Origin of the sequence: Methylobacterium nonmethylotrophicum (genome assembly GCF_004745635.1) — a bacterium.
GTDB classification, from domain to species: domain Bacteria; phylum Pseudomonadota; class Alphaproteobacteria; order Rhizobiales; family Beijerinckiaceae; genus Methylobacterium; species Methylobacterium nonmethylotrophicum.
In genome coordinates this window covers 423,364-449,354 of record NZ_SRLB01000001.1, presented here as the reverse complement: position 1 = coordinate 449,354, position 25,991 = coordinate 423,364, and the positions used below count along the sequence as shown (strand labels likewise).

At 72.5% G+C, this 25,991-nt stretch carries 27 protein-coding genes; 18 read left to right on the top strand and 9 right to left on the bottom strand.

Translation table 11 applies throughout. The annotated features are described in order from the left end of the window. Positions 1-69: 69 nt before the first annotated feature. Positions 70-561: a Holliday junction resolvase RuvX gene (ruvX, locus tag EU555_RS02150; RefSeq protein WP_135412781.1), complete on the top strand. Its 492-nt coding sequence runs from the start codon at positions 70-72 to the stop codon at positions 559-561. Here the strand turns inward: ruvX and EU555_RS02145 are convergent. Beyond that, the gene (locus EU555_RS02145; protein WP_245524088.1) at positions 492-1,808 is read right to left on the bottom strand and encodes an MFS transporter; all 1,317 of its coding nucleotides are present in this window, start codon (positions 1,806-1,808) and stop codon (positions 492-494) included. The two genes, ruvX and EU555_RS02145, sit on opposite strands and share 70 nt — an antisense overlap. Positions 1,809-2,254: 446 nt before the next feature. Here EU555_RS02145 and EU555_RS02140 point away from each other — a divergent pair, with 446 nt between their 5' ends. From EU555_RS02140 to EU555_RS02125, 4 genes are all read left to right on the top strand, one after another. After that, positions 2,255-2,464, top strand: a complete 210-nt coding sequence (locus EU555_RS02140; protein ID WP_135412780.1) for a cold-shock protein — start codon at positions 2,255-2,257, stop codon at positions 2,462-2,464. Positions 2,465-2,551: 87 nt separating this feature from the next. Further along, a complete protein-coding gene (locus EU555_RS02135; protein WP_135412779.1) occupies positions 2,552-2,773 on the top strand; it encodes a hypothetical protein in 222 nt (73 codons plus the stop codon). Between the two features lie 3 nt (positions 2,774-2,776). Beyond that, the gene (locus EU555_RS02130; RefSeq protein ID WP_167858411.1) at positions 2,777-3,160 is read left to right on the top strand and encodes a DUF6481 family protein; all 384 of its coding nucleotides are present in this window, start codon (positions 2,777-2,779) and stop codon (positions 3,158-3,160) included. A gap of 36 nt (positions 3,161-3,196) precedes the next feature. Further along, positions 3,197-3,394 carry a hypothetical protein gene (locus EU555_RS02125; protein ID WP_135412778.1) on the top strand — a complete coding sequence of 66 codons (198 nt, stop codon included), beginning with the start codon at positions 3,197-3,199 and terminating at the stop codon, positions 3,392-3,394. An 84-nt stretch (positions 3,395-3,478) separates the two neighbouring features. On the opposite strand, the gene EU555_RS02120 is transcribed toward EU555_RS02125, so the two are convergent. Continuing rightward, positions 3,479-3,724: a hypothetical protein gene (locus EU555_RS02120; RefSeq protein WP_135412777.1), complete on the bottom strand. Its 246-nt coding sequence runs from the start codon at positions 3,722-3,724 to the stop codon at positions 3,479-3,481. A 394-nt stretch (positions 3,725-4,118) separates the two neighbouring features. Then, positions 4,119-4,574, bottom strand: a complete 456-nt coding sequence (locus tag EU555_RS02115) for a cupredoxin domain-containing protein (RefSeq protein WP_135412776.1) — start codon at positions 4,572-4,574, stop codon at positions 4,119-4,121. Positions 4,575-4,855: 281 nt separating this feature from the next. On the opposite strand from EU555_RS02115, the gene EU555_RS02110 reads away from it, so the two are divergent. From EU555_RS02110 to EU555_RS02090, 5 genes are read left to right on the top strand one after another with little or no spacing between them, the layout of a single operon-like run. Beyond that, entirely contained in the window at positions 4,856-6,478 is a 1,623-nt protein-coding gene (locus EU555_RS02110; protein ID WP_135412775.1) for an ABC transporter substrate-binding protein, read from the top strand. A gap of 40 nt (positions 6,479-6,518) precedes the next feature. Continuing rightward, positions 6,519-7,496 (top strand): ABC transporter permease, encoded by a 978-nt coding sequence (locus tag EU555_RS02105; protein ID WP_135412774.1) that lies wholly within the window; start codon positions 6,519-6,521, stop codon positions 7,494-7,496. A 5-nt stretch (positions 7,497-7,501) separates the two neighbouring features. After that, positions 7,502-8,353: an ABC transporter permease gene (locus tag EU555_RS02100; protein ID WP_135412773.1), complete on the top strand. Its 852-nt coding sequence runs from the start codon at positions 7,502-7,504 to the stop codon at positions 8,351-8,353. Continuing rightward, positions 8,353-9,996, top strand: coding sequence for an ABC transporter ATP-binding protein (locus tag EU555_RS02095; protein WP_135412924.1), 1,644 nt, complete (start codon positions 8,353-8,355; stop codon positions 9,994-9,996). Before EU555_RS02100 ends, EU555_RS02095 begins: the two co-directional genes overlap by 1 nt. Before the next feature lie 12 nt (positions 9,997-10,008). After that, on the top strand, positions 10,009-10,800 hold the full coding sequence (locus tag EU555_RS02090; RefSeq protein WP_135412772.1) for a VOC family protein: 792 nt from the start codon (positions 10,009-10,011) through the stop codon (positions 10,798-10,800). Between the two features lie 48 nt (positions 10,801-10,848). Here the strand turns inward: EU555_RS02090 and EU555_RS02085 are convergent, their stop codons facing one another. The 3 genes from EU555_RS02085 to EU555_RS02075 form a co-directional block, all read right to left on the bottom strand. After that, complete coding sequence (locus EU555_RS02085) at positions 10,849-11,085, bottom strand: DUF6894 family protein (RefSeq protein ID WP_135412771.1); 237 nt, start codon at positions 11,083-11,085, stop codon at positions 10,849-10,851. A gap of 70 nt (positions 11,086-11,155) precedes the next feature. Next, positions 11,156-11,719, bottom strand: coding sequence for a PAS domain-containing protein (locus EU555_RS02080; protein WP_167858410.1), 564 nt, complete (start codon positions 11,717-11,719; stop codon positions 11,156-11,158). A gap of 365 nt (positions 11,720-12,084) precedes the next feature. Then, complete coding sequence (locus EU555_RS02075; RefSeq protein WP_135412769.1) at positions 12,085-12,354, bottom strand: hypothetical protein; 270 nt, start codon at positions 12,352-12,354, stop codon at positions 12,085-12,087. A gap of 585 nt (positions 12,355-12,939) precedes the next feature. Here EU555_RS02075 and EU555_RS02070 point away from each other — a divergent pair. From EU555_RS02070 to EU555_RS02060, 3 genes are all read left to right on the top strand, one after another. Then, on the top strand, positions 12,940-13,260 hold the full coding sequence (locus EU555_RS02070) for a hypothetical protein (RefSeq protein WP_135412768.1): 321 nt from the start codon (positions 12,940-12,942) through the stop codon (positions 13,258-13,260). 94 nt (positions 13,261-13,354) lie between these two features. Continuing rightward, entirely contained in the window at positions 13,355-14,524 is a 1,170-nt protein-coding gene (locus EU555_RS02065) for a mandelate racemase/muconate lactonizing enzyme family protein (protein WP_135412767.1), read from the top strand. After that, complete coding sequence (locus EU555_RS02060; protein ID WP_135412766.1) at positions 14,521-14,976, top strand: GNAT family N-acetyltransferase; 456 nt, start codon at positions 14,521-14,523, stop codon at positions 14,974-14,976. Before EU555_RS02065 ends, EU555_RS02060 begins: the two co-directional genes overlap by 4 nt. A gap of 24 nt (positions 14,977-15,000) precedes the next feature. Here the strand turns inward: EU555_RS02060 and EU555_RS02055 are convergent, their stop codons facing one another. Both EU555_RS02055 and EU555_RS02050 read right to left on the bottom strand, forming a co-directional pair. After that, positions 15,001-16,008, bottom strand: coding sequence for a TRAP transporter substrate-binding protein (locus EU555_RS02055; protein WP_135412765.1), 1,008 nt, complete (start codon positions 16,006-16,008; stop codon positions 15,001-15,003). Between the two features lie 95 nt (positions 16,009-16,103). Further along, positions 16,104-17,012, bottom strand: a complete 909-nt coding sequence (locus tag EU555_RS02050) for a LysR family transcriptional regulator (protein WP_135412764.1) — start codon at positions 17,010-17,012, stop codon at positions 16,104-16,106. 104 nt (positions 17,013-17,116) lie between these two features. On the opposite strand from EU555_RS02050, the gene EU555_RS02045 reads away from it, so the two are divergent. Next, positions 17,117-17,812: an NADPH-dependent F420 reductase gene (locus EU555_RS02045; protein WP_135412763.1), complete on the top strand. Its 696-nt coding sequence runs from the start codon at positions 17,117-17,119 to the stop codon at positions 17,810-17,812. A gap of 4 nt (positions 17,813-17,816) precedes the next feature. Here the strand turns inward: EU555_RS02045 and EU555_RS02040 are convergent, their stop codons facing one another. Beyond that, positions 17,817-19,100 carry an alpha/beta hydrolase gene (locus tag EU555_RS02040; protein WP_245524086.1) on the bottom strand — a complete coding sequence of 428 codons (1,284 nt, stop codon included), beginning with the start codon at positions 19,098-19,100 and terminating at the stop codon, positions 17,817-17,819. 290 nt (positions 19,101-19,390) lie between these two features. On the opposite strand from EU555_RS02040, the gene EU555_RS02035 reads away from it, so the two are divergent. The 4 genes from EU555_RS02035 (at position 19,391) to EU555_RS02020 (ending at position 25,821) form a co-directional block, all read left to right on the top strand. Then, a complete protein-coding gene (locus EU555_RS02035) occupies positions 19,391-20,197 on the top strand; it encodes a glycosyltransferase family 2 protein (protein ID WP_135412761.1) in 807 nt (268 codons plus the stop codon). Positions 20,198-20,310: 113 nt separating this feature from the next. Further along, positions 20,311-21,387, top strand: coding sequence for a chemotaxis protein CheB (locus EU555_RS02030; protein ID WP_135412760.1), 1,077 nt, complete (start codon positions 20,311-20,313; stop codon positions 21,385-21,387). 203 nt (positions 21,388-21,590) lie between these two features. Beyond that, complete coding sequence (locus EU555_RS02025) at positions 21,591-25,082, top strand: CheR family methyltransferase (RefSeq protein WP_281041267.1); 3,492 nt, start codon at positions 21,591-21,593, stop codon at positions 25,080-25,082. After that, on the top strand, positions 25,072-25,821 hold the full coding sequence (locus tag EU555_RS02020; RefSeq protein ID WP_135412758.1) for a Crp/Fnr family transcriptional regulator: 750 nt from the start codon (positions 25,072-25,074) through the stop codon (positions 25,819-25,821). The genes EU555_RS02025 and EU555_RS02020 overlap by 11 nt, the downstream gene beginning before the upstream one ends. The last annotated feature ends 170 nt before the right edge of the window (positions 25,822-25,991 follow it).

Sequence of the window (25,991 nt, the reverse complement as noted above, 5' to 3'; positions counted from 1 at the left end):
GCGGTCCGCCGCCCGGACCTTGCGGCAGGGCGGGGCCGGTGCCGCGTACTTAAGGCGCGGAGGCCGGCCGTGAACCGGGAGGCGATCGAAGCCTTCGCGGCCGAGTCGCGCGGCGGCGCCCGCCTGCTCGGGCTCGACCTCGGCACCAAGACCATCGGGCTCGCCCTCTCGGACGTGCAGCGCCGGATCGCCTCGCCGCTCGAGACGATCCGGCGGGTGAAGTTCACGCCGGACGCCGCGGCGCTCGCCGCCATCGCGACCCGGCACGGCGTCGGCGGGCTGGTGGTCGGGCTGCCGCTCAACATGGATGGCAGCGAGGGCCCGCGGGTGCAGTCGACCCGGGCCTTCGTGCGCAACCTGAAGCCCATCCTGCCCCTGCCGGTGCTGTTCTGGGACGAGCGGCTCTCCACCGCGGCCGTCACCCGCACCCTGCTCGAGGCCGACGCCTCCCGGGCGCGCCGGGGCGAACTCGTCGACAAGCTCGCCGCCGCCTACATCCTGCAGGGCTGCCTCGACCTGCTGGACGGGCTCAGGGACGAGGGCGACGCCGGCGACGGCTGAGGCGGGCCGGCCGGAAGCGCGGCGAGGCGCACCGCCGGCGAGGTCCAGATCATCAGCGCCTGGAGCCCGAAGGCCAGGACCGCCAGGACGAGGCAGGCCTCGGCGCCGGCGAGCCCGCCCACCAGCGCCGCCAGCGCCGCGCCGAGCGGCCGGGCGCCCTGCGTCATCACACTGAGGCCCGAGACGCGGCCGAGGAGGTCCGCCGGCGTCACCGCCTGGCGCAGGGTCGTGGTGCTGATCACCCACAGGATCGGGCCGGCGCCGAGCAGGAACAGGCCGAGCCCCGCCAGCGCCGGGCTCGGCACCAGGATCGTCAGCGCCACCGTGGCGGAGGCGGCGAAGCCCGCGAGCGGCCCGATGCCCACCACGGTGCCGAAGCGCAGGCGGCGCAGGATCGCCGGGGCGAGGAGCGCGCCCACCATCATGCCGAACCCGTAGAGGCCCAGGATCACCCCGATGCCGGCGGCGTCGCTGTGCAGGTGGCGGGCGGCGTAGGGCACGAACACCGCGAGCAGCAGGAAGAACGCGGTGTTGAACACGATCTGGGTTGCCAGCACCGGCCGCAGCAGCGGATGCCGGAACGCGAAGGCGGCGCCCTCGCGGATCTCGCGCGCCGGATGGCGGCGGGGCGCCGCCGGGCGCGCCGGCTCGGCGAGCCCCGCGAGCGCCAGGGCGGCCGCGAGGGAGAGCGCCACCGCCACCCCGAAGGCGGGCGCCGCCCCGGTCCAGCCGACGAGGGCGCCGCCGAGGGCCGGCCCGCCCGCGAAGGCGACCGTGCGGGCAAGCTCGATGCGGGCATTGGCGGCGCCGAGGCCGGCGGGCGGGACGAGCGCCGGCACCAGGGCCGGGCCGGCGACGCTGAACACCACCGTGCCGCAGGCCGACAGGAAGCCGAGGCCGGCGAGAAGCGGCCAGCTGGCCTGGCCGGTCGCGGCCAGGAGAAGGATCACCGCCAGGGCCGCGGCCCGCACCAGCTCGGCCGTGGCCATCAGGCCCCGGCGCGGCAGCCGGTCGGCGAGGAGCCCCGCCGGGATCGCCGCGACCAGGAACGGCAGGGTGAGCGCCGTCTGGAGCAGCCCGGCCTCGCCCTCCCCTACCCCGAGGCCGAGCACGGCGACGATCGGGATCGCCGCGAGCGCGATCTGCTCGGCGGATTGCGCCGCGAGGTTGGCGGCGGCGAGGCGCGTGAAGGCGCGGGGCATGGGGGTGCGGGGCAAGGGGGTGCGGGGCATGCGGATGGGGAGCATGGAATTCGGTCCGGCGGAAGGTCGAGCGGGACCGTGAAGGATTTCCATGGGCGGCCGAAACCCGGTTCTTGCGCTCCAATCCCCGCCGGCCGGCTCTCCCCGGGGCGCGCGACCGGCCGCACCCACGGATCGCGGAATCCTCGATCTCAGGCAGCGCGTTACCCCGCACAGCGGCTTGATGTCGATCACGGACAATCAGTTATTCCGCCGATTTTTTCGTCGTCGCGAACGGTCAAAATAAATAATTTTTACCGCTTCGCTTGCGATTTATCGGAATTTGAATTATTGATCAGGGATCGATTTTTGGCCTGACCACCGAGCCGCTCGCCGCGTTCACGCCGGCGCCCGCTCTGCCACTCTCTCCAAACCTGTCGATTGAGACGAGACTCGGCACCGTCGATCGCGTGCCGTGCTCCTGGATACGCTTGCAGACTATGGATACGACAATGAACATCGGCACCGTGAAGTGGTTCAACGTGCAGAAGGGCTTCGGCTTCATCCAGCCGGATGACGGCGGCAAGGACGTCTTCGTGCACATCTCCGCCGTCGAGCGGTCGGGCATGCAGACCCTGTCCGAGGGGCAGAAGATCTCCTACGAGATGGAAACCGACCGCCGCAGCGGCAAGCAATCCGCCGGCAACCTGCGCGCCGCGTAAGCGCGCCACGATGGGATGCGGATCGACCGATCCGCATCTCCCGTCCTGCGCCGGAGCGCAGGCCCGATCTCCAACGGATTATTCTGGGTGAATTTTACCTTCCGTTCGCATTCCACGTTCCCCGACGCAGCGATCGAACCCGCTACGTTCCAGGTGCAGCAGATCTGGCAGCAGGTCGACGACCAGCAGCGCGAGGTCAGCCACCTCATCGACCGGACGTACCGGTATCACTCGGTCCGGGAACTGCGCTGGCACCTCGCCGACCGGTTCGCACGCCCGATCCGCTCCCTCGCCCTGAGCCGGGTCTGAGCGATGGGCCAATTCAAGGAAGCACCGCTCGGCGACCGGCTGGGCACGGCCGCTGCGGCCCGGCAGGCCATGCTGGGCCGGTTCCAGGTGCGGCGCGCCGCGGACGACCCGGCCCTGGCGGCACGGCGCGCCGAGCGGCAGGCGGTCGCCATGGCGCGGACCGCCCGCCTGGCCGAACGCGCGGCCGAAAGGGCCCTCCAGGACGCCGCACGGCTCGCCCAGGAGGCCGAGGCGAAGGCCGAGGAGGCCCGCCAGCGCGACCTCGCGGCGGCCGAGGAAACCCGACGCGCCGCCGAGGCGGCGCTGGCCGCCGAGGCGCGACAGGCCGACCAGAAGGCGGCGCGGGATGCCCGCTACGCAGCCCGCAAGGCGCGCCGGCGCGGCTGACCGGACGCAGGTCCAGAGTCCCGAGAGGATCGTTCCATGTCGCACAAGTTCAAGCTGCACCAGCGCGTGCAGATGGTCCGGTCCGGATCGTCCGACGCCTTCGCGAGCGATGTCGACGTCTTCGAGATCGTGCGGCTGATGCCGGAGGACCGCAGCGGGGAAGCCGCCTATCGCATCAAGTCCGTGCGGGGCGAACGTGCGGTCCGCGAGAGCGAGATCGTCGCCCTGCGCTGAAACCGCGGGCGGGACGCGAACGCGATCGGCAGCGGGCCGCCGCGCGGCCCGCTGCCGATCGTCGTCGCTCCGGAATGCCGCGCGTCAGTTGCAGCCTTCCTTGTGCACGGTCTTCGAATTGCCCATCCCGTCCTCCTTGTGGACGGTCTTCGAGCCGCAATCGACGCTGCCGGTGGTGATCTCGCGACGCTCGACGATCCCCTCGCGATGCTCGACCGCGATGCCGGGCGCCCGGTCGCGATGGATCACGGTGGTCTCCTCGGCCTTCGCCGACATCGACAACCCGGCCAGGATGACGGCAGCCGCACCAGCAGCGAATACAGTCCGCATGGGTGATCTCCTCTGTTCTTATGGGACTAACAACGCCGGCTCCGCAGGTGAGTTCCGGTCTTTTCGGACCTGCATCGACCCCAATAGCCTGTCTTGAAATTCTTTCTCATCGGGCGGCGCGGCGTACACCGCCGCGACCGTGCGGGCCCCGCCAATAGACTGGTGAGTGCGTGACCGGCGGGGCCGCCGCCGGGGGCTGCCGGCGATCCGCCTGATGATGCTGCGTGCGAAGACGACGCCCGGAGACCCGATGCGTCTGACGATTTCCGCCTGATCCGTTCGAATAAAGATCGAGCGAGTCCCCCTCCCCAGGCGATCCCGGGCTTGCCCGGCATCGCCTGGGGAGGGGATCCCGCGTCTTGCTCGTCTGTGAATAGATCAATCTGAAATCGTATCACTTCGTCGGATCGACCAGCGTCAGCTTGCCGGTGAAGGGCTGGTCCTGCTTCGTGGTGGCGGTGCAGCCATAGGTGTACTCGCCCGGCGCGATCGTGCGCAGGCGGATCTCGCCCTTGCCGTTCGGCTTGACCAGGTAGGCGTCGTTGCTCGCCACGTGGACCACGTCGCCGTCGTGGTGCAGCACGTTCTTGTTCTGGAAGATCTGCGGCGCGGTGAGGGAAACCTGCGTGCTCGTCTGGTTGGTCACGTGCAGGTCGACGTTGCTCTGGGCCGGCAGGCGCAGCTCGGCGGGCGCGCAGCGCGGCACGCCGTTCTCGCTCGTGATCGTCACCTCGACCGGCGGCATCGCATCGGTCTTCGGCGGCGGCAGGTCGTTGGCGGCGCGCGCGCCGCCCGACAGGGCAGCGGCGAGCAGGGTGGCGGCGGCGGCGGCGCGGAGGGACGGGATCATCGGGGTCTGGCTCCTCTCGGGGGGTATGGCGTGAGGCCAGAACGCCAGGTTGCGCCTGATGTTTCCTCGCCCGAGGCGCTCCGCCCGCGGCGCGATGCCCGCCTGGGTCGATGCCGGCCCCTCGTCTCGCGCAGGACGATCAAGCGATAACAATTTTCCCCCGGGCGGACTTGCGGGAGACCGACCATCTCCGGATGAAGCGGACAATGCCGCGCTTCGTCCATTGCGTCGGCGCTGCGTTGCAGCAAGGATGCGCCCGAACGACCACGGGGACCCGAGTGATGATCATCGACCGCCGCGACGCCCTCAAGCGGGCCGGCCTCCTCGCGCTCGGCACCGCGGCCTGGACTCCGGCGGCGCTGACGCGGGCCGTCCTGGCGCAGACTGCGCAGGCGCCGCGGCGCGGCGGCGTGCTGACGGTGCAGCTCAACGGCGAGCAGCGGGTGCTCAACCCGGCGATCCGCGCCTCGACCGGCGTCTACGTCATCACCTCGAAGATCGTCGAGCCGCTGGTCGACCTCGACCAGGACGGCAAGCCCGCGGGCGTGCTCGCCACCGCCTGGGAGGCGTCGCCGGACGGCAAGACCGTGACCTTCCGCCTGCGGCCCGGCGTGACCTGGCACGACGGGAAGCCCTTCACCTCCGCGGACGTGCAGTACACCGCGATGGAGATGTGGAAGAAGTACCTGAACTACGGCACGCAGCTGCAGCTCTACCTCGAGGCCGTCGACACGCCCGATGCCCACACGGCGGTCTTCCGCTACTCCCGGCCGATGCCGCTCAACCTGCTGCTGCGGGCGCTCTGCGACCTCGGCTACGTCGCGCCCCGGCACGTCTTCGAGGGCACCAACGTGCTCGAGAACCCGGCCAACACCGCGCCGATCGGCACCGGCCCGTTCAAGTTCGTCGCTTACGAGCGCGGCCAGCACGTCATCGCCGAGCGCAACCCGGCCTACTGGCGCGAGGGCTTTCCGTATCTCGACCGGATCGTCTGGCGCTTCATCACCGACAAGGCGGCGGCCTCCGCCGCGCTCGAGACCGGCCAGGTCCAGCTCTCGACCTATAACGCGCTCGCGCTCGCCGACCTCGACCGGCTGAAGTCGGACAAGCGCTTCACCGTGTCGAGCAAGGGGCTGGAGGCCAACGCCTTCAACAACACGCTCGAGTTCAACACCCGCCGCAAGGAGCTGGCGGATGTCCGGGTGCGCCGGGCGATCGCCTACGCCATCGACGTGCCGTTCTTCATCGAGAACTTCATCTACGGCCTCGGCAAGCCGGCGACCGGCCCGATCCCGTCCTCCTCGACCGCCTTCTACCCGGACAACGCCCCGCCCTACGCGTTCGACCCGAAGAAATCGGCCGCCCTCCTCGACGAGGCCGGGTTCAAGCGCGGGGCGGGCGGCACCCGCTTCTCGCTCAAGCTCGTGCCGATCATGAACGGCGAGGACGTGCCCCTGCTCGCCACCTTCATCCAGCAATCGCTCCAGGCGGTCGGGATCAAGGTCGACATCGTCAACCTCGACACGGCGGGCGCCCTCTCCACCGTCTACCGCGACTGGAACTTCGACCTCGCCACCGGCTGGCACCAGTATCGCGGCGACCCCGCGGTCTCGACCACGGTGTGGTACCGCTCCGGCTCGCCGAAGGGCGCGCCCTGGACCAACCAGTACGGCTGGCAATCCGACCTCGTCGACCGCCTGACCGACGAGGCGGCGAGCGAGCTCGACCCGGGCAAGCGCAAGGCGCTCTACGCCCAGTGGGTCAAGGCGGTGAACGACGAGATCCCGGTCTGGATGATGACCGAGCGCACCTTCCTGTCGGCGACGAGCAAGCGCCTGCACGGCGACCACAACACCCCGCGCTGGGGCTCGGGCGACTGGCACGACGCGTGGATCGAGGGGTGAGACACGCGTTGACGAAGGGCGCGGCGCCCGAGGCCCACCCATGACCATCCTCCTCCTCGCGCTGCGCCGCCTCGCCGCCAGCCTGCCGACGCTCCTCGTCATCCTGGCGGGGCTCTTCCTGCTGCTCCAGCTCGCCCCCGGCGACACCGTCGACGCCCTGATGGCCCAGATGGGCGGCGGCGACCCGGCGACCGCGGAGGAGCTGCGCCGCTATTACGGGCTCGACCTGCCGGCCGCCGCCCAGCTCGCCCGCTACCTGTGGCGCCTGGTGCAGCTCGACCTCGGCCAGTCGGCGATCTACGGCAAGCCCGTCGCCACGGTGATCGCCGAGCGGCTGCCCGTGACCCTGCTGCTGATGGGCGCCTCGCTCACGCTCGCCTTCCTCGGCGGGACGCTGCTCGGCATCCTCGCCGCGCGGCGGATCGGGCACTGGCCCGACACGCTGATCTCGACGCTGGGCCTCGTCTTCTACGCGACGCCCTCGTTCTGGTTCGGCCTGATGGGGATCGTGCTGTTCGCGATCCGCCTCGGCTGGCTGCCGGCCGGCGGCTTCGAGGAGGTCGGCGCCGGCTACACGGGCCTCATCCGCATCCTCGACATCGCCCGCCACCTCGTGCTGCCGACGCTGACGCTGGCGCTGGTCTTCCTCGCCACGTATCTCCGGATCATGCGCGCCTCGATGCTGGAGGTGATGAGCCTCGACTACGTCCGCACCGCCCGCGCGAAGGGGTTGGGCGAGACCGGCGTGATCGTGCGCCACGCGCTCCGCAACGCGCTGCTGCCGATGGTGACGCTGGTGGGGCTGCAGGCCGGCACGATGCTCGGCGGCTCGGTGGTCGTCGAGAGCGTGTTCGCGTTGCCCGGCCTCGGGCGGCTGGCCTACGAATCGGTGGTGCAGCGCGACCTCAACACCCTGCTCGGCATCGTGTTCGTCTCGGCGCTCCTCGTCATCACGGTCAACTTCGCGGTCGATCTCGTCTACGGGCGGCTCGATCCGCGCATCGCGGCGGGGCGCTAGAGGCCATGGCGGCTCTCCGGCGCTACCTGCGCAACCCGGCGGCCTTGCTCGGCGCCGTCCTGCTCCTCCTCGTCATCGCGGTCGCCCTCGCCGCGCCTCTGCTGTTTCCCAAGGACCCGCTCGGCCTCGCCGGGCGGCCGCTGCAATGGCCCTTCGTCAACCCGAAGGTCTGGCTCGGCACCGATGCGAGCGGGCGCGACATCGCCGCCCAGGTCTTCCACGGCGCCCGGGTCTCGCTGCTGATCGGGCTCGTCGCGACCGTGATCGCCATCGCGATCGGCATCGCGGTGGGCGCGGTGGCGGGCTTCTACGGCGGGATCGTCGACGACGCCTTGATGCGGGTCACGGAAGCGTTCCAGACCCTGCCGAACTTCCTGCTGCTCCTCGTGCTGGTGGCGGTGTTCGGCTCGGACATCGCCACCGTCACGGTGGCGATCGGCCTCGTCTCCTGGCCGGCCCCGGCCCGGCTGACGCGGGCCGAGTTCCTGACCCTGCGCAACCGCGAATTCGTCCAGGCGTGCCGGGTGCTCGGCATGGGCGATGCCCGCATCATCGCCCGCGAGATCCTGCCCAATGCGCTCCCGCCGGTGATCGTCTATGCCAGCGTGGTGATGGCAGTGGCGATCCTGCTCGAGAGCGCGCTCGCCTTCCTCAACCTCTCCGACCCGAACGTCGCCTCCTGGGGCAACCTGATCGGCGCCGGGCGGGGCGTGCTGCGCACGCAATGGTACGTGTCGGCGATTCCCGGCGTCGCGATCCTGGTGACGGTGCTGGCCGTGTCGCTGGTCGGCCAGGGCCTCAACGACGCCCTCAACCCGCGCCTGCGCGGCCCCGCCCCGGTGAAGGCCGCGCCATGATGGATCGCTCCGCGGGCCCCCTCCTCTCGGTGGAAAACCTGTCGGTCCGCCTGCCGCCGGGGGCCGACCGCAGCCACGCGCTCGCCGGCGTCTCCCTGTCGCTCGCCGCCAACGAGATCCTGTGCGTCGTCGGCGAGTCCGGCTCGGGCAAGTCGGTCCTCGCCAACACGGTGATGCGCCTCTTGCCCCCCGGCGTCAGCCCCGATGCCGGCCGGGTGCTGTTTCAGCGCCGCGACCTCGTCGCGGCCTCCGAGGCCGAGATGCGGCGCCTGCGGGGTGCTGCGATCGGCATGATCTTCCAGGAGCCGATGACGGCCCTGAATCCCCTGCGCCGGGCCGGCGACCAGATCGCCGAGACCTTCCGCATCCACACCCGCCTGAGCGCCCGGGAGATCCGCGAGAAGACCCTGGCGCTGCTGACCGAGGTGCGGATGCCGGATCCGGCCGCCGCGCTGCGGGCCTACCCGCACGAGCTGTCCGGCGGGCAGCGCCAGCGGGTGATGATCGCGATGGCGCTGGCGCTCGAGCCGGCGCTCCTCATCGCCGACGAGCCGACGACGGCGCTGGATGTCACCACCCAGGGGCGCATCCTCGGGCTGATCCGCGACATCCAGAAGCGGCGCGGCATGGGGGTGCTGTTCATCACCCACGATTTCGGCGTGGTGGCGGAGATCGCCGACCGGGTCGCGGTGATGCAGGCCGGGCACCTGGTCGAGGTCGGGCCGGCGGAGGGCGTGCTCAACCGGCCGCAGGCGCCCTACACGCAGGCGCTGATCGCCGCGGTGCCGCCGCTCGTGCCGCGCGCCGCGCGCGCCGGCACGGCGGCGCCGGCGATCCTGACGCTCGACGGTGTCTCCAAGACCTACCGCAAGGGCGGCGGGCTGTGGCCGGGCCGGGCCCGGGTCACCCACGCGGTGAAGAACGTGAGCCTGTCGCTGCCGCGGGGCACGACGCTCGGCATCGTCGGCGAATCGGGCTCCGGCAAGTCGACGCTGGCGCGCTGCATCGTGCGGCTGCTCGATCCCGACACCGGCACGATCCGCCTCGGCGACACCGATCTCGCCGCGCTCTCGCGCCGGGCGATGCGCGCGGAAGCCCGCCGGGTGCAGATGGTCTTTCAGGACCCCTTCGCCTCGCTCAACCCGCGCCGCCGCGCCGGCGAGCTGGTGGCCCAGGGGCCGATGCTGCGGGGCGTCCCGCGCGCGGAGGCGCTGGCGAAGGCGCGCGCGCTGTTCACCCTCGTCGGGCTCGATCCCGCCGCCATGGACCGCTTGCCCCATGAATTCTCCGGCGGCCAGCGTCAGCGCATCGGCCTCGCCCGGGCGCTCGCCGTCGACCCCGAGGTGCTGGTCGCCGACGAGCCGGTCTCGGCCCTCGACGTCTCGGTCCAGGCGCAGGTCCTGGCCCTGCTCGACTCCCTGCGCGACCGGCTCGGGCTCTCGATGCTGTTCATCACCCACGACCTTAGGGTCGCCGGCCAGATCTGCGACCGCATCGCCGTGATGAAGGACGGCGCCGTCGTCGAGGCCGGCCCGACCGCGGAGGTCTTCACCGCCCCCCAGGCCGCCTATACCCGCGCCCTCCTCGATGCGGTGCCCGGCCGTGCCTGGATCCCGGGGCGCCCGCACGCCCCCGCCGCCTGAGAAGGAAACCCCATGGCCCTCACCCTCGACCACCTCGTCATCGCGGTCGCCGACCTCGACGCCGCCTTCGCGGATTATTCCAGCCTCGGCTTCACGGTGATCCGCGGCGGCGAGCACCAGAACGGCATCACCCACAATGTGCTGGTGGTGCTGGAGGACGGCGCCTACCTGGAGTTGATCGCGTTCAAGAAGCCCGAGCCCGGCAACCGCTGGTCAGAGGTCTATCACCGCGCCGGCGAGGGCTTCCTCGACCACGCGCTCCTGCCCGGCGACATCGATTCCGACGTGAAGGCGGCACAGGGGCGCGGGCTCGACATCGCCGATCCGGTCGCGGGCGGCCGGTTCCGGCCGGACGGCGCCCGCCTGGACTGGAAGACCGCCCGGGCGCCGGGCTCCGACGTGCCGTTCCTGTGCGGCGACGTCACGCCCCGCAGCCTGCGGGTGCAGGAGGGCGACGTGCGCCGGCACGACAACGGCGTCACCGGGGTCGCCTCCCTGACGGTGGCGGTGCGCGACGTCGAGGCCTCGCGGGCCCGCTACGCGGCGCTCCTCGGCACCGGGGCCGAGGCGCCGGTCGTCGAGGCCGAGATCCTCGGGCAGCCGGCCCGCGCCGCGACCCTGCCGCTCGGGCACGCCACCACCGTCACCCTGGCGAGCCCGACCGGCCCGGACGGGATTCTCGCGGCAGCGCTGGCGGCGCGGGGCGAGGGCCCGGTCGCGGCCGCCTTCCGGGGGAGCGGAACGTCGGGCGACCTCGACCTGCGGCTCACCCACGGGGCGCGGCTCGCGATCGTGGCGGCCTGACCGCCCGCATGGCCTGACCGGCCGCGTGGCCTGACCGGAAGCCGGCCCTCAATGCAGGGTCGGCAGGGCCGAGGCGAAGGGCACGACGAGGACACCCTCGTCGCGCTCGTCGCCGACGCAGACGAACCAGTCCGAGAAGTCGACCGGCCCGTAGGCGCTCGCCATCATGGTCCGGGCCACGTCAAGGGCGTGGTCGCGGGCCTCGTCGAGGTCGCCGACATCCGCGCCGCGCAGGTCGAGAAAGAGTTCGTCGGCGTAGCCGCAGTGGAAATAGAGGTGGGTCATGGCTGGATACTGCCCTGAAGATCATGGCGGCATCCTGCCGGGGATGAGGCGGCCGCGTCCGTGCGCCGCGTCACATGCGCGCGCGGGCCGGTTCCTGGTGCCGGCCGGCGAGGCCGCGGCCGATCTCCAGGAGCAGCATGTCGGCGAGGCTGCGCAGGAACGGATCGCCGCACTCGTCGACGGCGCGGCGGACGGCGAGGCCGTGGCCGGCGGCGCGCTCGAGCGGGTGGAGGTCCCCGGCGGTCATGTCGATGACGACGCCCCGTCCCTCGGCGGGCCGGCCGGCCTCGTCATGGGCGCAGCGCCCGCAGGACAGGACCCAGCGGACCGCGCCCTCCGCCGACAGGAGGCGGTAGGGCACGACGTAGGACCCGCCCTCCTCGGCCGCCTGCGCGATGCGGGTCGAGACCGTCTCGCGGTCCTCCGGATGGATGCGTTCGAGCAGGAGCGGGATCGGCGCGCCGCGACGCAGGCTGACCGGGTCGACTCCGAAGAAGGCCGCCATGCGGGCATCGCCGCACAGGATGTTCCGGCCGATGTCCCACCGCCAGGTCGCGACCGCGTCCTGCGCCTCGCAGGCCGCCGCCAGCCCTCCGGGCGGAGGCTCCGCCCCTCCCGCTCGTCTTCCCAGCACGCATACCTCCGCCGGCACGTGTTCCAGGGCCGGGAAAGCTGCCCGACCAAGGGGAACTCCTGCAACCCATACGAGCATCAGTAGGTTTATGCCCGTTCGGCGTCAAGCATGAGGGTTCGGCTCGGCGGCAGCGCGGAGATTCCGCCGCGCCGGCGTCCAGTCCAGGCGACCCGCGGCGGCGGCGCATCGCCGGACCGGGCGGCCGAGAGTTTCGGCGGGTCAGTCGAATTGTATCGGTCGGCGCATGATAGCTCACGCCCGCGCCCGCCTGTGCAGGATCGATGCTGCGGCCGGGCTCGCGCGAAGCCGGTCAGGATCGCCTCTCGCGCCCCGCGCCACCCGGGACCTGCGCGGGCGACATCGCTTCAGCGATTGCAGCCGACGCAGATGCCGGCATCGATCCGGTCGTCCTCGCGCTCCTGACGCGTGCGGTCGTCGATCCGGCGCTCGAGGCGCGCGTCGCCGCTGCCGGGCCGCGGCATCGTGCGGCCGACCGAGCTGGTATTGGGCGCCGTGATGGTGGAGCGGGGCCCGCTCCCGGTGCCGGTCTGGTCGGGCAGGCCCTGTGCCGAGGCCGGAGACGCGGCGGCGAGGCCGACCAGGACGGCGAGGGCGAACGAAGGTTGAGCGCGCATGGCGGGCTCCTGCTGCGAGAGGGTCCCGGGGCCGGCGTGCGGCCGCACGCTCGATCCACCCCCGCTCAGTCTAACGCGGCAGGGCAGCGGCCGTTGCGCCGCACCCGACCGGATCAGGTGCGCCGCCGGGGCTCCGGGAGATCGCGGTGATCGGCGCGGTAATCGGAATGACGACCGAACACGCCGGCGACGACCAGGACGGCAACGAGCCCGAGGGCGATCAGGAACACCTGCATACCAGCTCCTTCGCGCGGAGACGGGTCGCGACCGGACCCCGCGCCACTCCCTTTCAAGATCCACGCCACCTTCTGCGGGTGGCCATAGCCGCCGCTCCGTGACACCGGGACGACAGGCCGAGCACTCTGCCCGGAAGGCGGACGGGATGCCAAGACGTCATCCCCCGGACCGCCTCATCCGTTGGTCCAAGATCTGCTGGTCCAAATTCGTGGGTCCAGAATCCGTTCGCCCAAGCCGGACCCGCCCCAAACCGACCCTGAGCCGATCCTGCGCCGAGCCGGGCGGGAACGCCGGCTGCCCTCTGCCGTTGCCCCGGTCCCACGCCGTCGAGAGACCGGAAACCCCATCATGCCGACTCGCCCCACGCTCCTCGCACTCGCCTCCCTGGCCGGCCTCCTCGCGCTCGCCGACACCGCTTCCGCCCAGGGCATCAACAACGGCACGGGTGCCGCCCCGTCCTCGAGCGGCAATACCGGCTCCGGCATGGCGAGCCAGCCGCCCGGCACCGGCATCGGCGGCAACAACCCGGGCAGCATGGGCTCGACCGGCTCGCAAGGGTCGAGCGGCGGCAATATGGGGCCCGGCCCGACGGTGCAGCGCGACGGCCCGACCGGCAGCGGCGCGCCCGGCACCGGCCCGGGCGCGCAGAAGACCGGCACGGCGCGCTGAGGCGCCGCGCCGCCGGTCCGCGCCGGCTGCCATTGTCGCCGCGGACCGCCGCCCCTACGAGATGACGGCAATCAGGCTCGCAGGGGGACCGCTCATGCGCATCACCGCCATCCGCGACAGCGTGGCGCCGATCAAGTCGGAGATCGCCAACGCCTGGATCGACTTCTCGACCATGACGGCGAGCGTGGTCGCGGTCGTGACCGACGTCGTGGTCGATGGCCGCCCGGTCGTCGGCTTCGGCTTCAACTCGAACGGGCGCTACGCGCCGCAGGGGCTCCTGCGTGAGCGCTTCATCCCGCGCCTGCTCGCGGCGGCGCCCGAGGATCTCCAGGACGAGGACGGGCTGATCGACCCGCACCGGGCCTGGGCCGCGATGATGAAGAACGAGAAGCCCGGCGGCCACGGCGAGCGCTCGGTGGCGGTCGGCGTCCTCGACATGGCCCTGTGGGACGCGCTCGCCAAGGCGAAGGGCGTGCCGCTCTGGCGCCTGCTCGCCGACCGCTACCGCGGGGGCGAGGCCGACCCGACCGCCTGGGTCTACGCCGCCGGCGGCTACTACTATCCGGGCAAGGGCCTCGACGCCCTCAAGGACGAGATGCGCTCCTATCTCGACCGCGGCTACAGCACCGTGAAGATGAAGGTCGGGCTGGTGCCCCTCGCGGAGGATGTCGCCCGGATCGAGGCGGTGCTCGGCGTTCTCGGCGGCGACGGCTCCCGGCTCTGCGTCGACGTCAACGGCCGCTTCACCCTCGAGGAGGCGATCCGCTTCGGCCGCGTGGTCGCGCCCTACGGCCTGCGCTGGTACGAGGAGCCGGTCGATCCCCTCGACTATCTGGCCCATGCCGCCCTCGCCACGACCTATGACGGCCCGCTCGCCACCGGCGAGAACCTGTTCTCGCACCAGGACGCCCGCAACCTGATCCGCCACGGGGGCCTGCGGCCGGACCGGGACATCCTGCAGTTCGACCCCGCCTTGTCCTACGGGCTCGTCGAGTACCTGCGCACCCTCGAGGTTCTTCGCGCGCATGGCTGGTCGCCGCGCCGCTGCGTCCCCCATGGCGGGCATCAATTCGCCCTCAACATCGCGGTGGGCCTGGGCCTCGGCGGCAACGAGAGCTACCCGGACGTCTTCGCCCCCTTCGGCGGCTTCGCCGATTCGGTGCCGGTCAACGACAGCCGGGTGGCGATGCCGGACGTGCCCGGCATCGGCTTCGAGGCGAAGAGCGCGCTCTACGCGGTGATGCGTCCGCTGGAGCGGGCGTGAGCGCCCGGCCCGCCCTCCTCTCCGACCTGCCGTCTCTCCTGGCGCTCTTCGCCGCCTCCGAGGTCAGCGCGGTGGCCGAGCCGCCGGCGCGGGCCGAGCGCCTGTGGCGGGAGACGCTGGCCCATCCGGGCGTCACCGTGTTCGTGTCCGAGGAGGGCGGGTGCATGCTTGCGACCTGCATGCTCGTCACCGCCCCGAACCTCCTGCGCGGCGGCCGGTCCCACGGCTTCCTGGAGAACGTCGTCACCCATCCCGCTCACCGGGGCCGCGGGCATGGCCGCGCCGTCGTGCGGGCGGCCCTCGCGCAGGCCTGGGCGAGCGGCTGCCATCACGTCCTGATGCAGAGCGGGCGGGCCGATCCGCGGGTGCACGCCTTCTACGAGAGCCTGGGCTTCGTGCCGGGCCGACGGACCGCCTATGTCGCGCCGCGGCCCGCAGGCCCGGCCGGCTGATCGCCGGCAGGTCTCGACGGGCGCCTAGGACACCGCCCCGGCGAACTTCTCCAGCTGGCCCCACGCCTCCGGCCCGTACTTGCCCTTCCACTCGGTGTAGAAGCCGGCGGCGCGCAAGCGATCCTGGAACGGCGCGGCCGGCGCGTCGTTGATCGCGAATCCGGCCTTGCCCAAGGCCTCGCGCATCGCCAGGCCCTGGCTCGCGATGTCCCGGCGCTGGTCGAGGGCGGCGGCGTTGAAGTGGCGGGCGAGCACCGCCTTCGCGTCCTCCGGCAGGCGCGACCAGGTCCGGTTGCCGGACATCAGCCAGAACCCGTCCCAGATGTGGTTGGTGAAGGACAGGTACTTCTGCACCTCCGCCAGCTTGAAGCTCGTGATGATGGCGAGCGGGTTCTCCTGGCCGTCCACCACCTTCGTCTGCAGGGCCGAATAGGCCTCCGAGAAGTTGAGGGCGACGGGCGCGGCGCCGAGCGCCCGGAAGGCGGAGGTGAACAGCGCGCTGTTCGGCACCCGGAGCTTCAGGCCCTCGAAATCGGCCGGCCCCCGGATCGGCCGTACGCTGGTCGTGGTCTGGCGAAAGCCGTTGTCCCACATCCGCTCGAACGGCACGAGGCCGGCCTTGGCGATCTCGCCCCGGATATAGGCACCGAGCTCGCCGTCGACCGCCGGCCAGACCTTGTCGTAGCCGCTCCACGCGAAGGCGATGTTGATCAGCGAGGCCCGCGGCACCAGCGTCGCGAGGTTCGAGGAGGATTGCGCGAACATCTCGAGGGCGCCCGAGCGCAGCTGGCTCAGCATGTCGGTATCCGAGCCGAGCTGGCCGTTGGGGAAGATCGCGACCTCGACGGCGCCGTTCGTCTCCTTCGCCACCCGCTCCGCCGCCTCGCGCAGGCGGATCGTCGCCGGGTGGGTGTCGGGGGTGACCACGCCGCATTTGAGCCGCAGGCCTCCGCCCTGTGCCCGGACCCACGGGGCCGGGAGGATCGCCGCGGCGGCGCCGGCGAGCAGGGTGCGGCGCGTGAGGTGGTGCATGGTGTCGGCCTCCCGGATGTCCCGCGCGTCCGCGGCTGCGCTCCCGCGCCGATGCACCGCGGAGCGTTCTGATTCGATGAGAACCCTAGGCAGGTTCACCGGCCTGCGCCACCGCCCGGGCCGAACTCGCTCAGCACCAGGTCGACGAAGCGGCGCAGCTTCGCGGTCGGGCGGCGGTCGCGCAGGGTCAGGAGATGCATCGGCCGCGACGGCGCCTCCCAGCCCGGCAGGACGCGCACGAGGCGGCCCGAAGCGAGGTCGTCGCGCAGGGCCGTCTCGACGCCGAGCACGATCCCGAAGCCGTCGAGGGCGGCGCGGAGCAGCGCCCGGAAGTCGTTGATCCGCAGCCGCCCGGCGGCGGGCGCCTCGACGGTGTCGCCGGCCCGGGTGAAGCGCCAGAGCGAGTCGCGGCCGCGCGGCCAGTGGGCGAAGTCGAGGCATTGATGCCCGGCCAGGGCCTCGGGCGAGTCCGGCGCGCCATGCGCCGCGAGGTAGGACGGCGCCGCGCAGGCCACCAGCCGGTAGGGCGCGAGCGGCCGGGCGACGAGGGCCGAGTCACCGAGCGGGCCCAGCCGGATCACCGCCTCGAACCCCTCCTCGACGAGATCGACCATACGGTCGGTGAGGCTGAGATCGACCTCCGTCTCCGGCCAGTCCCGCAGGTAGCGGGTGAGGAGCGGCACCAGGCTGTGGCTGCCGAAGGTCACCGGGGCGTTGATCCGCAGGGTGCCGCGCGGATGGGCCCGCGCCGCCTCGGCCAGGGCGTCCGCGGCTTCCGCCTCGGCCAGGACCACCCGGCAGCGCTCGTGATAGGCGCGGCCGAGCTCGGTCAGGCTCTGGCGGCGGGTGGTGCGGTTGAGGAGCCGCGCCCCGAGCCGGCTCTCGAGGAAGACCACGTGCTTGGCCACCATCTGGGGCGACATCCCGAGGGAGGCCGCCGCCGCCGCGAAGGAGCCGAGATCCGCCGCGGCCACGAACACCGCCATGCTGGTGAGCCGGTCCAAGATTGCCACCTCCTGGTTGGGAATGTCACCGCATACCGGCGATTTATCGCGAAACAACGCTGAGTTACGCAAGGCGCATCGTCAACCGCACGAGGAGAGACGCCATGCGGATCGGGATCATCGGGGCCGGCTATGTCGGCCGGGCCGTCGCCCAGCACGCCGTCGCGCACGGGCACGCGGTCATGGTGGCCAATTCCCGCGGGCCGCGGAGCCTGTTCAGCCTCGGCGTCGCCCTGGGCTGTCGGATCGGGACTGCGGCGGAGGCGGCGGCGTTCGGCGAGGTCGTGGTGGCGGCGATCCCGCTCCACGCCTACGAGACGCTTCCCGGCGCGGAGCTCGCCGGCAAGGTCGTGCTCGACGCGATGAACTACTACCCCGAGCGGGACGGCCCGATCGCGGCCCTCGACGCGCGGCGGGCGACGACGAGCGGGCTCGTGGCCGGGCACCTGCCCGCGTCCCGGATCGTCAAGGCGTTCAACGCCATCACGGCGCAGGACCTGGAGGCGGACGGCCGGCCGGCGGGTGCGCCGGACCGGCGGGCCCTGCCGCTCGCCGGCGACGACGCGGCGGCCAAGGCGGCGGCGGCGGAGCTGGTCGATCAGTTCGGCTTCGATCCGGTCGATGCCGGCAGCCTGGCGGAGAGCTGGCGCTTCGAGCGGGCGAAGCCCGCCTATTGCGTCCCCCTCGACCGCGACGGCCTGCGCCGGGCCCTCGCGGCGGCCGAGCGCGACCGCGAGGTCGCGCCGGGCTCCTGGCGGAAAGACCTCCGGCGCACGGCCCCGGCGGGCGCGGCAAGCTGACCGGTCACCGCCCCCCGAGCGCCCGGGCCGGCGCGGTGGCGAGGTCCACCGCGCCCTCGGCGGTGGTGCCGATGCTCTCGCCGAGGCTGCGCAGGTGCTCGCCGTAGGTCTCGCGGCTCTGGGGATCGACCACCGCGACGGGGGCCGAGACCGCGAGGCCGGCGGCGGTGCCGACCGTGGCGGCGGCGCCCGCCGTCATCTGGACGATGCGGTCGCCGAGGCCGACGCGGGAATCGGTGATGGTCTGGCCCTGCGCCAGGCGGTTGCCCAACAGCGCCACGAGCTGCGGGCTGCCGGCGAACTTGCCGTGGTTGAGGGCGTCGTCGCCCTTCATGGCGGTCAGGTTGAGGACCGCGATGTTCTCGCGGGCGAGCTCGCTGCGGTAGGGCTCGCTCGTCGGGTCGATGGCGCCGAGGCGCGCGCCGGAACTGCCCCAGACCAGGCGCGAGACCGCGAGCGCGTTGTCGTCCTGGGATACGAACAGGCTGAGCCGCGGCCGGGACGGGCCCATGTCGCGAAAGGCCTCGCGGGCGAGGTCGACGTCGACGTCGGGGGCGGCCAGCACCACGTCGCGGATCTTCTGGGCGACGCGCCCGTCGCGGATCGCCATCTGGCGCAGGGATTCGAGCACCAGCCAGTTGCCCATCGAGTGGGCCAGCACCGTGACCTCGCTCACCTCCGGGCTCCGGGACAGGCGCCGCAGCACGGCCTCGAGGGCGTTGCGCGAGTAGTTGGTGCTCTCGCGGTCGTAGCCGTAGGCGAGCACGCTGCCGCGGGACGGCCAGGTGAACAGCACCGGCACCACCTCGGCCCGGGTGTCGTGCACGATCTGGGCGAAGCGGTAGACCGCGTCCTCGAAGCGGTTGTTGAAGCCGTGGACGAAGACGAGCACGTGACGCTTCCCCGTGCGCGCGGCGCTGCGGCGCAGGCGGTCGGTGGCCTCCGGCTGGTCGAGGGCCTCGGCCTTGAGGGTCACGAAGTCGGTGGCGGGGTTGCCGGGCAGCTCCTTGGGCCACTGAACCGTGCCGGGCCGGCGCACCGAATCCGGCGGGATCGAGACCGTGATGTCGGCATAGGACAGGGCCGGCCCGCGGTCGCCCGAATACATCTCGCCCGGGTTGGCGGCGGTCTTGCGCGTGGTCGCGACCAGCATCTCGACCCGGGACGCCCCCGGCACCGTGGCGGCCACCGGCGCCAGCACGCCCCGCGGCGTGCCCGCGCAGGCGCCGAGCCCGGCCGCCAGAGCGATCACCGCCGGCACCCGGCCCCGCACCGAACGTCCCCTCACCAAAAGCTGCTCCTCACCTTAGCGCTCCCCGGCGGGGAACCCTGCGGCACCCGGCGAGTCCTTGCATCCGATTCTCGAGGATACGTCTTAACGATGAGCCAAACCGATGCGGCGCCAATGGGGCGGCGGGGCCGTGGCGGCGATCCCGCGCCGCTTGTGGCCGCCGGGGCACGCTTCCGCCGAACCCGGCCCCCGGCCGGTTTCCAGGACGGCCGGAAATGCTCTAGAGGCTGCCGTCGCACTCCCCCGGCGCTCCCCTGGCGGACCGGGATATCCCGCCGCGTCGGTCCATGGTCGCCCCCCTCCCCCTCTCGATCTTCCTCATCGCCCACAACGAGGCCGACCGCATCGGCGCCACCCTCGCGGCTCTGCGCGACCTGACCGACGACCTGATCGTGGTCGATTCCGGCTCGACCGACGGGACGCGGGAGCTCGCCGCCTCCTTCGGCGCCCGGGTGATCCGGCGCGACTGGCCCGGATACGGGCCGCAGAAGCGCTTCGCCGAGGAGCAGTGCCGGCACGTCTGGATGCTGAACCTCGACGCCGACGAGGTGGTGCCGCCGGAGCTCGCGGCCGAGATCCGCCGGCTGTTCGAGGCCGGCGAGCCGCCGCACCCGGCCTACGCCATCGGCATCGCCGAGGTGTTCCCGGGCGAGACCCGGCCGCACCGCCTCGCCTACACCCTGTGGCCGGTGCGGCTCTACCGCCGCGACCGCGGCCGCTACTCGCCCTCGCCGGTGCACGACCGGGTCGATCTCGACGCGGGCGCGACGGTCGGGCGCCTCAGGGCGGTGATCCACCACTTCTCGGTCCGCTCGCTCGGCGACCAGCTCGACAAGCTCAACCGCTATTCCGACCAGCAGGCCGACGACCTCGCGGCCCGCGGCGTCGAGATCCCGACCTGGCGCCTGTTCGTCGAGCTGCCGGGCAACTTCCTCAAGGCCTATTTCGGCCGTCGCCACTGCGTGCGCGGCGCCTACGGCTTCCTGACGGCGATGAACTACGCGATCTCGCGCCACCTGCGGGTGGCCAAGCATTACGAGCGCCGGATCGGCGCCGGCAATCCCCGGCCTCCGGGTCGACGCGGAGGGCGCTGACTGTCGTTCGGTTAACCTGTGTTGGGGCGGGGCCGGGGGTGCGGTGCGAGGCTGGCGGCCCTTCCGACGGCAGATCGCGCGACGCGCCGGCTGCCGCCCCTCCGGCGACAGGCATGCCCCCGGCGCAGACACGAGCCCAAAAGGCGCCAGGCGGGGCCGGGCCAACGCACGACATCGTGGTGATCGGCGGCTCGGCCGGGGCGGTCGCGCCGCTGCGGGCGATCCTGGCGGGCCTGAGGCCGGGGAGCGAAGCGGCCTATTTCGTGGTCCTGCACACGGCGAGCGGCGGGAACCTCGCGGCGCGCATCGGCCCGGCGCCGGGGCCGCTCCCCCTGGTGCCGGCCGAGGACGGCATGGCGATCCGGCCGGGCCGCGTCTATCTCGCGGCGGCGGACCGGCACCTCCTCGTCGAGCCCGGCACGATCCGCCTCGGACGCGGCCCGCGGGAGAATACCAGCCGGCCGGCGGTCGACGCGCTGTTCCGCTCCGCCGCCCTCGCCTACGGGCCGCGGGTCGTCGGCGTGCTGCTGAGCGGCCTGCTGCACGACGGCGCGGCGGGCCTCGACGCCATCAAGGCCTGCGGCGGCCTCGCCCTGGTGCAGGATCCGGACGAGGCCGAAGAGCCCGGCATGCCACGCAGCGCGCTCGCCACGGTGCCGGCCGATGCCTGCGCGCCGAGCGCGGGCCTCAGCGCGGCGCTGAGCGATCTGATGGCCCGGCCGGCCGGCCCGCGCGGCGCGGGGCCGGAGGACCTCGCCCTCGAAGTCGCGATCGCGGCGGGCCGCACGACCTCGGGCGAGGCGATGGGGCGGGCGGCCGACCCGGCCCCGATCACCTGCCCGGATTGCGGCGGGGTGCTCTCTCAGGTGCGGGCCGGGCGCGTGCTGCGCTTCCGCTGCCAGGTCGGCCATGCCTATACGGCCGAGGCCCTGGCGGACACGCAGGAGGACACGCTCGGGGACGCGCTGCGGCTGGCCCTGCGCATCGTCAAGGAGCGGGCGGAGCTGGTCGGCCGCATGGCCGGCGACGCCCGTCGGCGCGGCAACACCCTGGTGGCCGGCATGTACGAGGAGCGGGCCCGCGAATACGACGGCCACGTGCGCACGATCCGGCGGGCCCTGACGGTGGAGTCCGACGATCGAGAGGCCGGGGCGGAGCCGGAGACCGGGCCGGCCGGCGGCCCGGCCTGACGCAAGGGCCCCCGGACGAAAGTCGGGGATCGTCGCGCCTCGGCCTGACAGCACTGTCCTGGATGCGTATCATCGTGAACGGTAAACGCTCACCGTCCGCCGCCAGACACCGGAGACGATCCCTCTTGGCCAGGAAGACCCGCGCGGAATCGGGAGCCCCCCGGGAGGGGGGCAGGGAGAGGGGACGGTCGCCGGAGCGGCTGGTGGTGGTCGGCGTCGGCGCGTCGGGGATGGCGGTCGAGTCCCTCGAACGCTTCCTCGCCCATCTCCCGGAGATGCCGGACGTCGCCGTCGTGGTGGCGCTCCAGCAGCGCGAGACCTTCGACGCGGCACGCTGGCGCACGGTCCTGTCGCGGGCCTCGACCCTCGCGCCGGCCCCGGTCGAGGAGGGCGCCGCGGTCGAGCCCGGCCGGATCTACCTCCTGCCCGAGGAGGGCATCGTGACCCTGGCCCAGGGGCGGTTCCGCCTCGGGGGGCCGGGCGATGCCAACGGACGGGGCAGCCTCGACACCTTCCTGGTGGCCCTGGGCGAGGATCGGGGCGCCGGGGCCGTGGCGGTGGTGCTCGCCGGAACCGGCAGCGACGGCACCCTCGGGGTCACCGCCGTCAAGGAGGCGGGCGGCCTGACGCTCGCCGAGCCCCACGGCGACGAGGGTCCCTCCGCCAGCAGCGCCGCGGCGCTCGCCGACCACGTCGTGTCCCCCGAGCAGATGGCGGACCGGATCCTGGCCTATGCCCGCCATCTCGGCCGCGGAACCGACGCCGAGCGGAACGCGGAAGCCGAGATCGCCGGCGAGGCGCTGATCCGCATCGCCACCATCCTGCGCAACAAGACCGGGCACGACTTCCACGGCTACAAGCAGAACACCTTCCTGCGCCGCGTCCACCGGCGGATGCAGGTCGTGCAGATCGAGTCCGTCGAGGCCTATGTCGAGTTCCTGCGCACCGATCCGGACGAGGTGCAGAACCTGTTCAACGACCTGTTGATCGGGGTGACGCAGTTCTTCCGCGACCACCGGGAGTTCGAGCTGCTCGAGACCGAGGTGATCCCGCGGCTCTTCTCCGGCAAGGGCTCGGGCGACCAGGTCCGGGTCTGGGTGCTCGGCTGCGCCACCGGGGAGGAGGCCTACTCGATCGGCATCCTGATGCGCGAGCACATGGCCAAGCTCGACGTGGTGCCGCAGGTCCAGATCTTCGCCACCGACATCGACGGGCGGGCGCTGGCCTCCGCCCGGGTCGGGCGCTACACCGAGGCGGTGGCCCGCCAGGTCCGTCCCGACCGCCTCGGCCGCTGGTTCGTCAAGGAGGGCGCGACCTACTGCGTCGTCAAGGAGCTGCGGGAGATGTGCATCTTCTCGCAGCACAACGTGATCAAGGACGCTCCGTTCTCGCGCCTCGACCTCGTCTCCTGCCGCAACCTCCTCATCTACCTCAACGGCGACCTGCAGAACCGGGTCATCCCGCTGTTCCACTTCGCCCTGCGGGCGGGCGGGTTCCTGTTCCTGGGCAATTCCGAGAACGTCACCCGGCACGCCAAGCTGTTTTCCCCGGTCGACCGGCGCTACCGCATCTTCCGGCGCCTCGAGAGCGCCACCCGGGTCCTGCCCGAGTTCCCCCTCACGGTGGTGGCCGACCGGCGCCAGGCGGAAGGCGGCGGCGCCTTGCGGCCGCGGGCGATCGAGAGCAGCCTCGCCCGCCGGGCCGAGCGGGTGGCGGAGCGCTACGCCCCGGCCTACGTGGTGGTCGACGAGGCCTACGACGTCCTGCACTTCTCCGGCCGCACCGGGCGCTACATCGACCCGGCGACGGGAGCGGCGAGCCTCAACCTGCTCAACCTCGTCCACCGCGACCTGCGTCTCGACCTGCGCGCCGCCCTGCTGAAGGCGGGCGCCGAGCACCGGACCGTGAAGGCCGAGCGCACCGCCATGGGCACCAACGGCGAGCGGCGCCTCGTCACCCTGGTGGTCGAGCCGGTGCCCGGGACCGACGGCCCGCCGAGCTTCGTCGTCCTGTTCCAGGAGGGCGAGACCCTCGACGGCGACGGTACCGAGGAGCCGACCCCGACCTTCCTGCGCGACGAGCACGTGCAGCGCCTCGAGAGCGAGCTGCGCCTGACCCGCGAGCGCCTGCAGGCCACGATCGAGGAGCTGGAGAGCACCAACGAGGAGCTGAAATCCTCCAACGAGGAGTACCAGTCGATCAACGAGGAGCTGCAATCCGCCAACGAGGAGCTCGAGACCTCGAAGGAGGAGCTGCAATCCGTCAACGAGGAGCTGCAGACCGTCAACGGCGAGCTCGGCCACCGGGTCAACGACCTGGGCCGCGCCAACAGCGACCTCAAGAACCTGCTCGAGAGCACCCAGATCGCCACGGTGTTCCTCGACAACGAGTTCCGGGTGAAGAACTTCACCCCGGCGGTGACCGACATCTTCCACCTGATCGAGTCCGACCTCGGCCGGCCGATCACCCACATCGCGGCGCGCATCCTCTATCCCGAGCTGCCCGGCGACGTGCGCAAGGTGCTGCGCACGCTCGGCACCATCGAGCGCGAGGTCGGCAACCCGGAGACCGGCTCGCGCTACCTCGCCCGGGTGCTGCCCTACCGGTCGATCGACAACTTCATCGCCGGCGTCGTCATCACCTTCCTGGACATCACCGCCACGGCCCGGGCCGAGCGGGCCCTGCGCGAGAGCCAGGAGCGCTTCCGCCGGATGGAGCGCATCGTCCCGGCCTTCCTGTTCACCGCCGACGCGGAGCTCAACTGGCTCTACGTCAATTCGCGCTTCTACGAGCATACCGGTCTCGAGGACGGACGGGCGCTGGGCCTCGGCTGGATGTCGGTGGTGCACCCGGACGACGTGGAGGAGAACCAGCGCCGCTGGCAGCGGGCGGTCGCCAGCAGCGAGGCGTTCGAGCACGAGTTCCGCATCCGGGCGGCTTCCGGCACCTATCGCTGGTTCACCGCCCGGGCCGAGCCGACGGCCGACCCGGATGGCGGCGCGGTCACCTGGTTCGGCTCCTGCACCGACAGCCACGAGCGGCGGATGGCCGAGGACCGCCAGCGCCTGCTGCTCACCGAGCTGCAGCATCGGGTGAAGAACATCCTGGCGGTGGTGCGGTCGGTCGCCAACCGTACCGCCGAGGGCACGGGCTCGCTCGCCGATTTCGTGATGCATTTCGACGGCCGGCTCGGGGCGCTGGCCCGCACCCAGAACATCCTGACCCGCAGCCCGGACGCCGCCACCGACCTCGCCGAGCTGATCGGCGAGGAGGTGCTGTCCCACGCGGTGCGCGACGGGGGCCAGGTGACCCTCGACGGTCCCGAGGTGCGGCTGCCGCAGAAGACCGCCGAGACCCTGGGCCTCGTGCTGCACGAGCTCGTCACCAACGCGATCAAGTACGGCGCGCTCGCCCGGCCCGAGGGGCGGATCGCCATCGGGTGGCGCCTCTACGGCGTGGGCGCCGAGCGGCGCCTGCGGCTCGAATGGCAGGAGAGCGGTGTCACGCTGCTCGCGGCCGCACCGACCCGCCGCGGCTTCGGGCGCGAGCTGATCGAGCAGGGCCTGGTCTACGAGTTCGGCGCCACGACCGCCCTGGAATACCGCCCGGGCGGCGTGCGCTGCGTCATCGAGCTGCCGCTCGGCGCCTCGCGCCCGCCCGGCGATCCGCCCGCGGAGGCCGACGATGCCGGTTGAACCCCTCGCCCACGTGCCCGCCGGGCCGGACGCCGTGGCGCGCCGGCTGTCCGGCTACGCGCCCCTGAACCCCGACGACGAGGCGCTGCTGCGGCAGATCACCGCCCGTCCGGCGCTGGTGCCGGCCCGCACCGAACTCGCCCGCGACGGCGAGGCGGCGCCGCGCCCGCAGGTGCTGGTGGAGGGCTGGGCCTGCCGCCAGCGCTTCCTGGCCGATGGACGGCGCCAGATCATCGTGGTGCTGCTGCCCGGCGACCTGATCGGCATCGGCGAGCGCCGGCGCCCGCTGCCCTACGGCTCCGTGACCACCCTGACGCCCGCCCAGGTGAGCGAGGCCGGCTGCCTGCGCGAGCGCGCCGCGTCGTCCGGGACCTCGCCGGAGGGCGAGACGGGCCTCGCGGCGGCGCTGCGGCAGGCGCGGGAGATGGAGGAGCTGTGGCTCGTCAACCAGGTGGTTCGCCTCGGCCGCCAGACCGCCTACGAGCGCGTCGCCCACTTCCTGCTCGAGCTGCGCGAGCGCCTCGCGGCGGTGGACCGGGTGCAGGACAACCGCTTCACCTTCCCGATCACCCAGGAGGTCCTGGCCGATGCCCTCGGCTTGAGCGTGGTGCACATGAACCGCACGATGCAGCAGCTGCGCCGGGACGGCCTGATCGAGCAGCGCGCGACCGCGATCACCCTGCGCGACGTGCCGGCCCTCCGCTCGGTCGCCGATTACGGCGGCGGCCAAGGCGCCTGACTGCCCTCCACGACGATCGCTGCGCGCCGTGGATCTTCACATAAGTGATGGATCGGCGCGCGAAAGCGAAGCAACCTTGCAAGTGTTGCGGCAATTCTTGCCCGACCGTCCCTGTTGGCCCGGTCTCGACCGGGTGGACGACCAGCGGGGATGTTGCTGAGGCCCCCAAG

Bases quoted from the DNA above. Each gene is read 5' to 3' on its own strand.
- EU555_RS02145 (WP_245524088.1), bottom strand. From the start codon at position 1,808: ATGCTCCCCATCCGCATGCCCCGCACCCCCTTGCCCCGCACCCCCATG.
- EU555_RS02140 (WP_135412780.1), top strand. From the start codon at position 2,255: ATGAACATCGGCACCGTGAAGTGGTTCAACGTGCAGAAGGGCTTCGGC.
- EU555_RS02130 (WP_167858411.1), top strand. From the start codon at position 2,777: ATGGGCCAATTCAAGGAAGCACCGCTCGGCGACCGGCTGGGCACGGCC.
- EU555_RS02125 (WP_135412778.1), top strand. From the start codon at position 3,197: ATGTCGCACAAGTTCAAGCTGCACCAGCGCGTGCAGATGGTCCGGTCC.
- EU555_RS02120 (WP_135412777.1), bottom strand. From the start codon at position 3,724: ATGCGGACTGTATTCGCTGCTGGTGCGGCTGCCGTCATCCTGGCCGGG.
- EU555_RS02115 (WP_135412776.1), bottom strand. From the start codon at position 4,574: ATGATCCCGTCCCTCCGCGCCGCCGCCGCCGCCACCCTGCTCGCCGCT.
- EU555_RS02110 (WP_135412775.1), top strand. From the start codon at position 4,856: ATGATCATCGACCGCCGCGACGCCCTCAAGCGGGCCGGCCTCCTCGCG.
- EU555_RS02105 (WP_135412774.1), top strand. From the start codon at position 6,519: ATGACCATCCTCCTCCTCGCGCTGCGCCGCCTCGCCGCCAGCCTGCCG.
- EU555_RS02100 (WP_135412773.1), top strand. From the start codon at position 7,502: ATGGCGGCTCTCCGGCGCTACCTGCGCAACCCGGCGGCCTTGCTCGGC.
- EU555_RS02095 (WP_135412924.1), top strand. From the start codon at position 8,353: ATGGATCGCTCCGCGGGCCCCCTCCTCTCGGTGGAAAACCTGTCGGTC.
- EU555_RS02090 (WP_135412772.1), top strand. From the start codon at position 10,009: ATGGCCCTCACCCTCGACCACCTCGTCATCGCGGTCGCCGACCTCGAC.
- EU555_RS02085 (WP_135412771.1), bottom strand. From the start codon at position 11,085: ATGACCCACCTCTATTTCCACTGCGGCTACGCCGACGAACTCTTTCTC.
- EU555_RS02075 (WP_135412769.1), bottom strand. From the start codon at position 12,354: ATGCGCGCTCAACCTTCGTTCGCCCTCGCCGTCCTGGTCGGCCTCGCC.
- EU555_RS02070 (WP_135412768.1), top strand. From the start codon at position 12,940: ATGCCGACTCGCCCCACGCTCCTCGCACTCGCCTCCCTGGCCGGCCTC.
- EU555_RS02065 (WP_135412767.1), top strand. From the start codon at position 13,355: ATGCGCATCACCGCCATCCGCGACAGCGTGGCGCCGATCAAGTCGGAG.
- EU555_RS02055 (WP_135412765.1), bottom strand. From the start codon at position 16,008: ATGCACCACCTCACGCGCCGCACCCTGCTCGCCGGCGCCGCCGCGGCG.
- EU555_RS02045 (WP_135412763.1), top strand. From the start codon at position 17,117: ATGCGGATCGGGATCATCGGGGCCGGCTATGTCGGCCGGGCCGTCGCC.
- EU555_RS02035 (WP_135412761.1), top strand. From the start codon at position 19,391: ATGGTCGCCCCCCTCCCCCTCTCGATCTTCCTCATCGCCCACAACGAG.
- EU555_RS02030 (WP_135412760.1), top strand. From the start codon at position 20,311: ATGCCCCCGGCGCAGACACGAGCCCAAAAGGCGCCAGGCGGGGCCGGG.
- EU555_RS02020 (WP_135412758.1), top strand. From the start codon at position 25,072: ATGCCGGTTGAACCCCTCGCCCACGTGCCCGCCGGGCCGGACGCCGTG.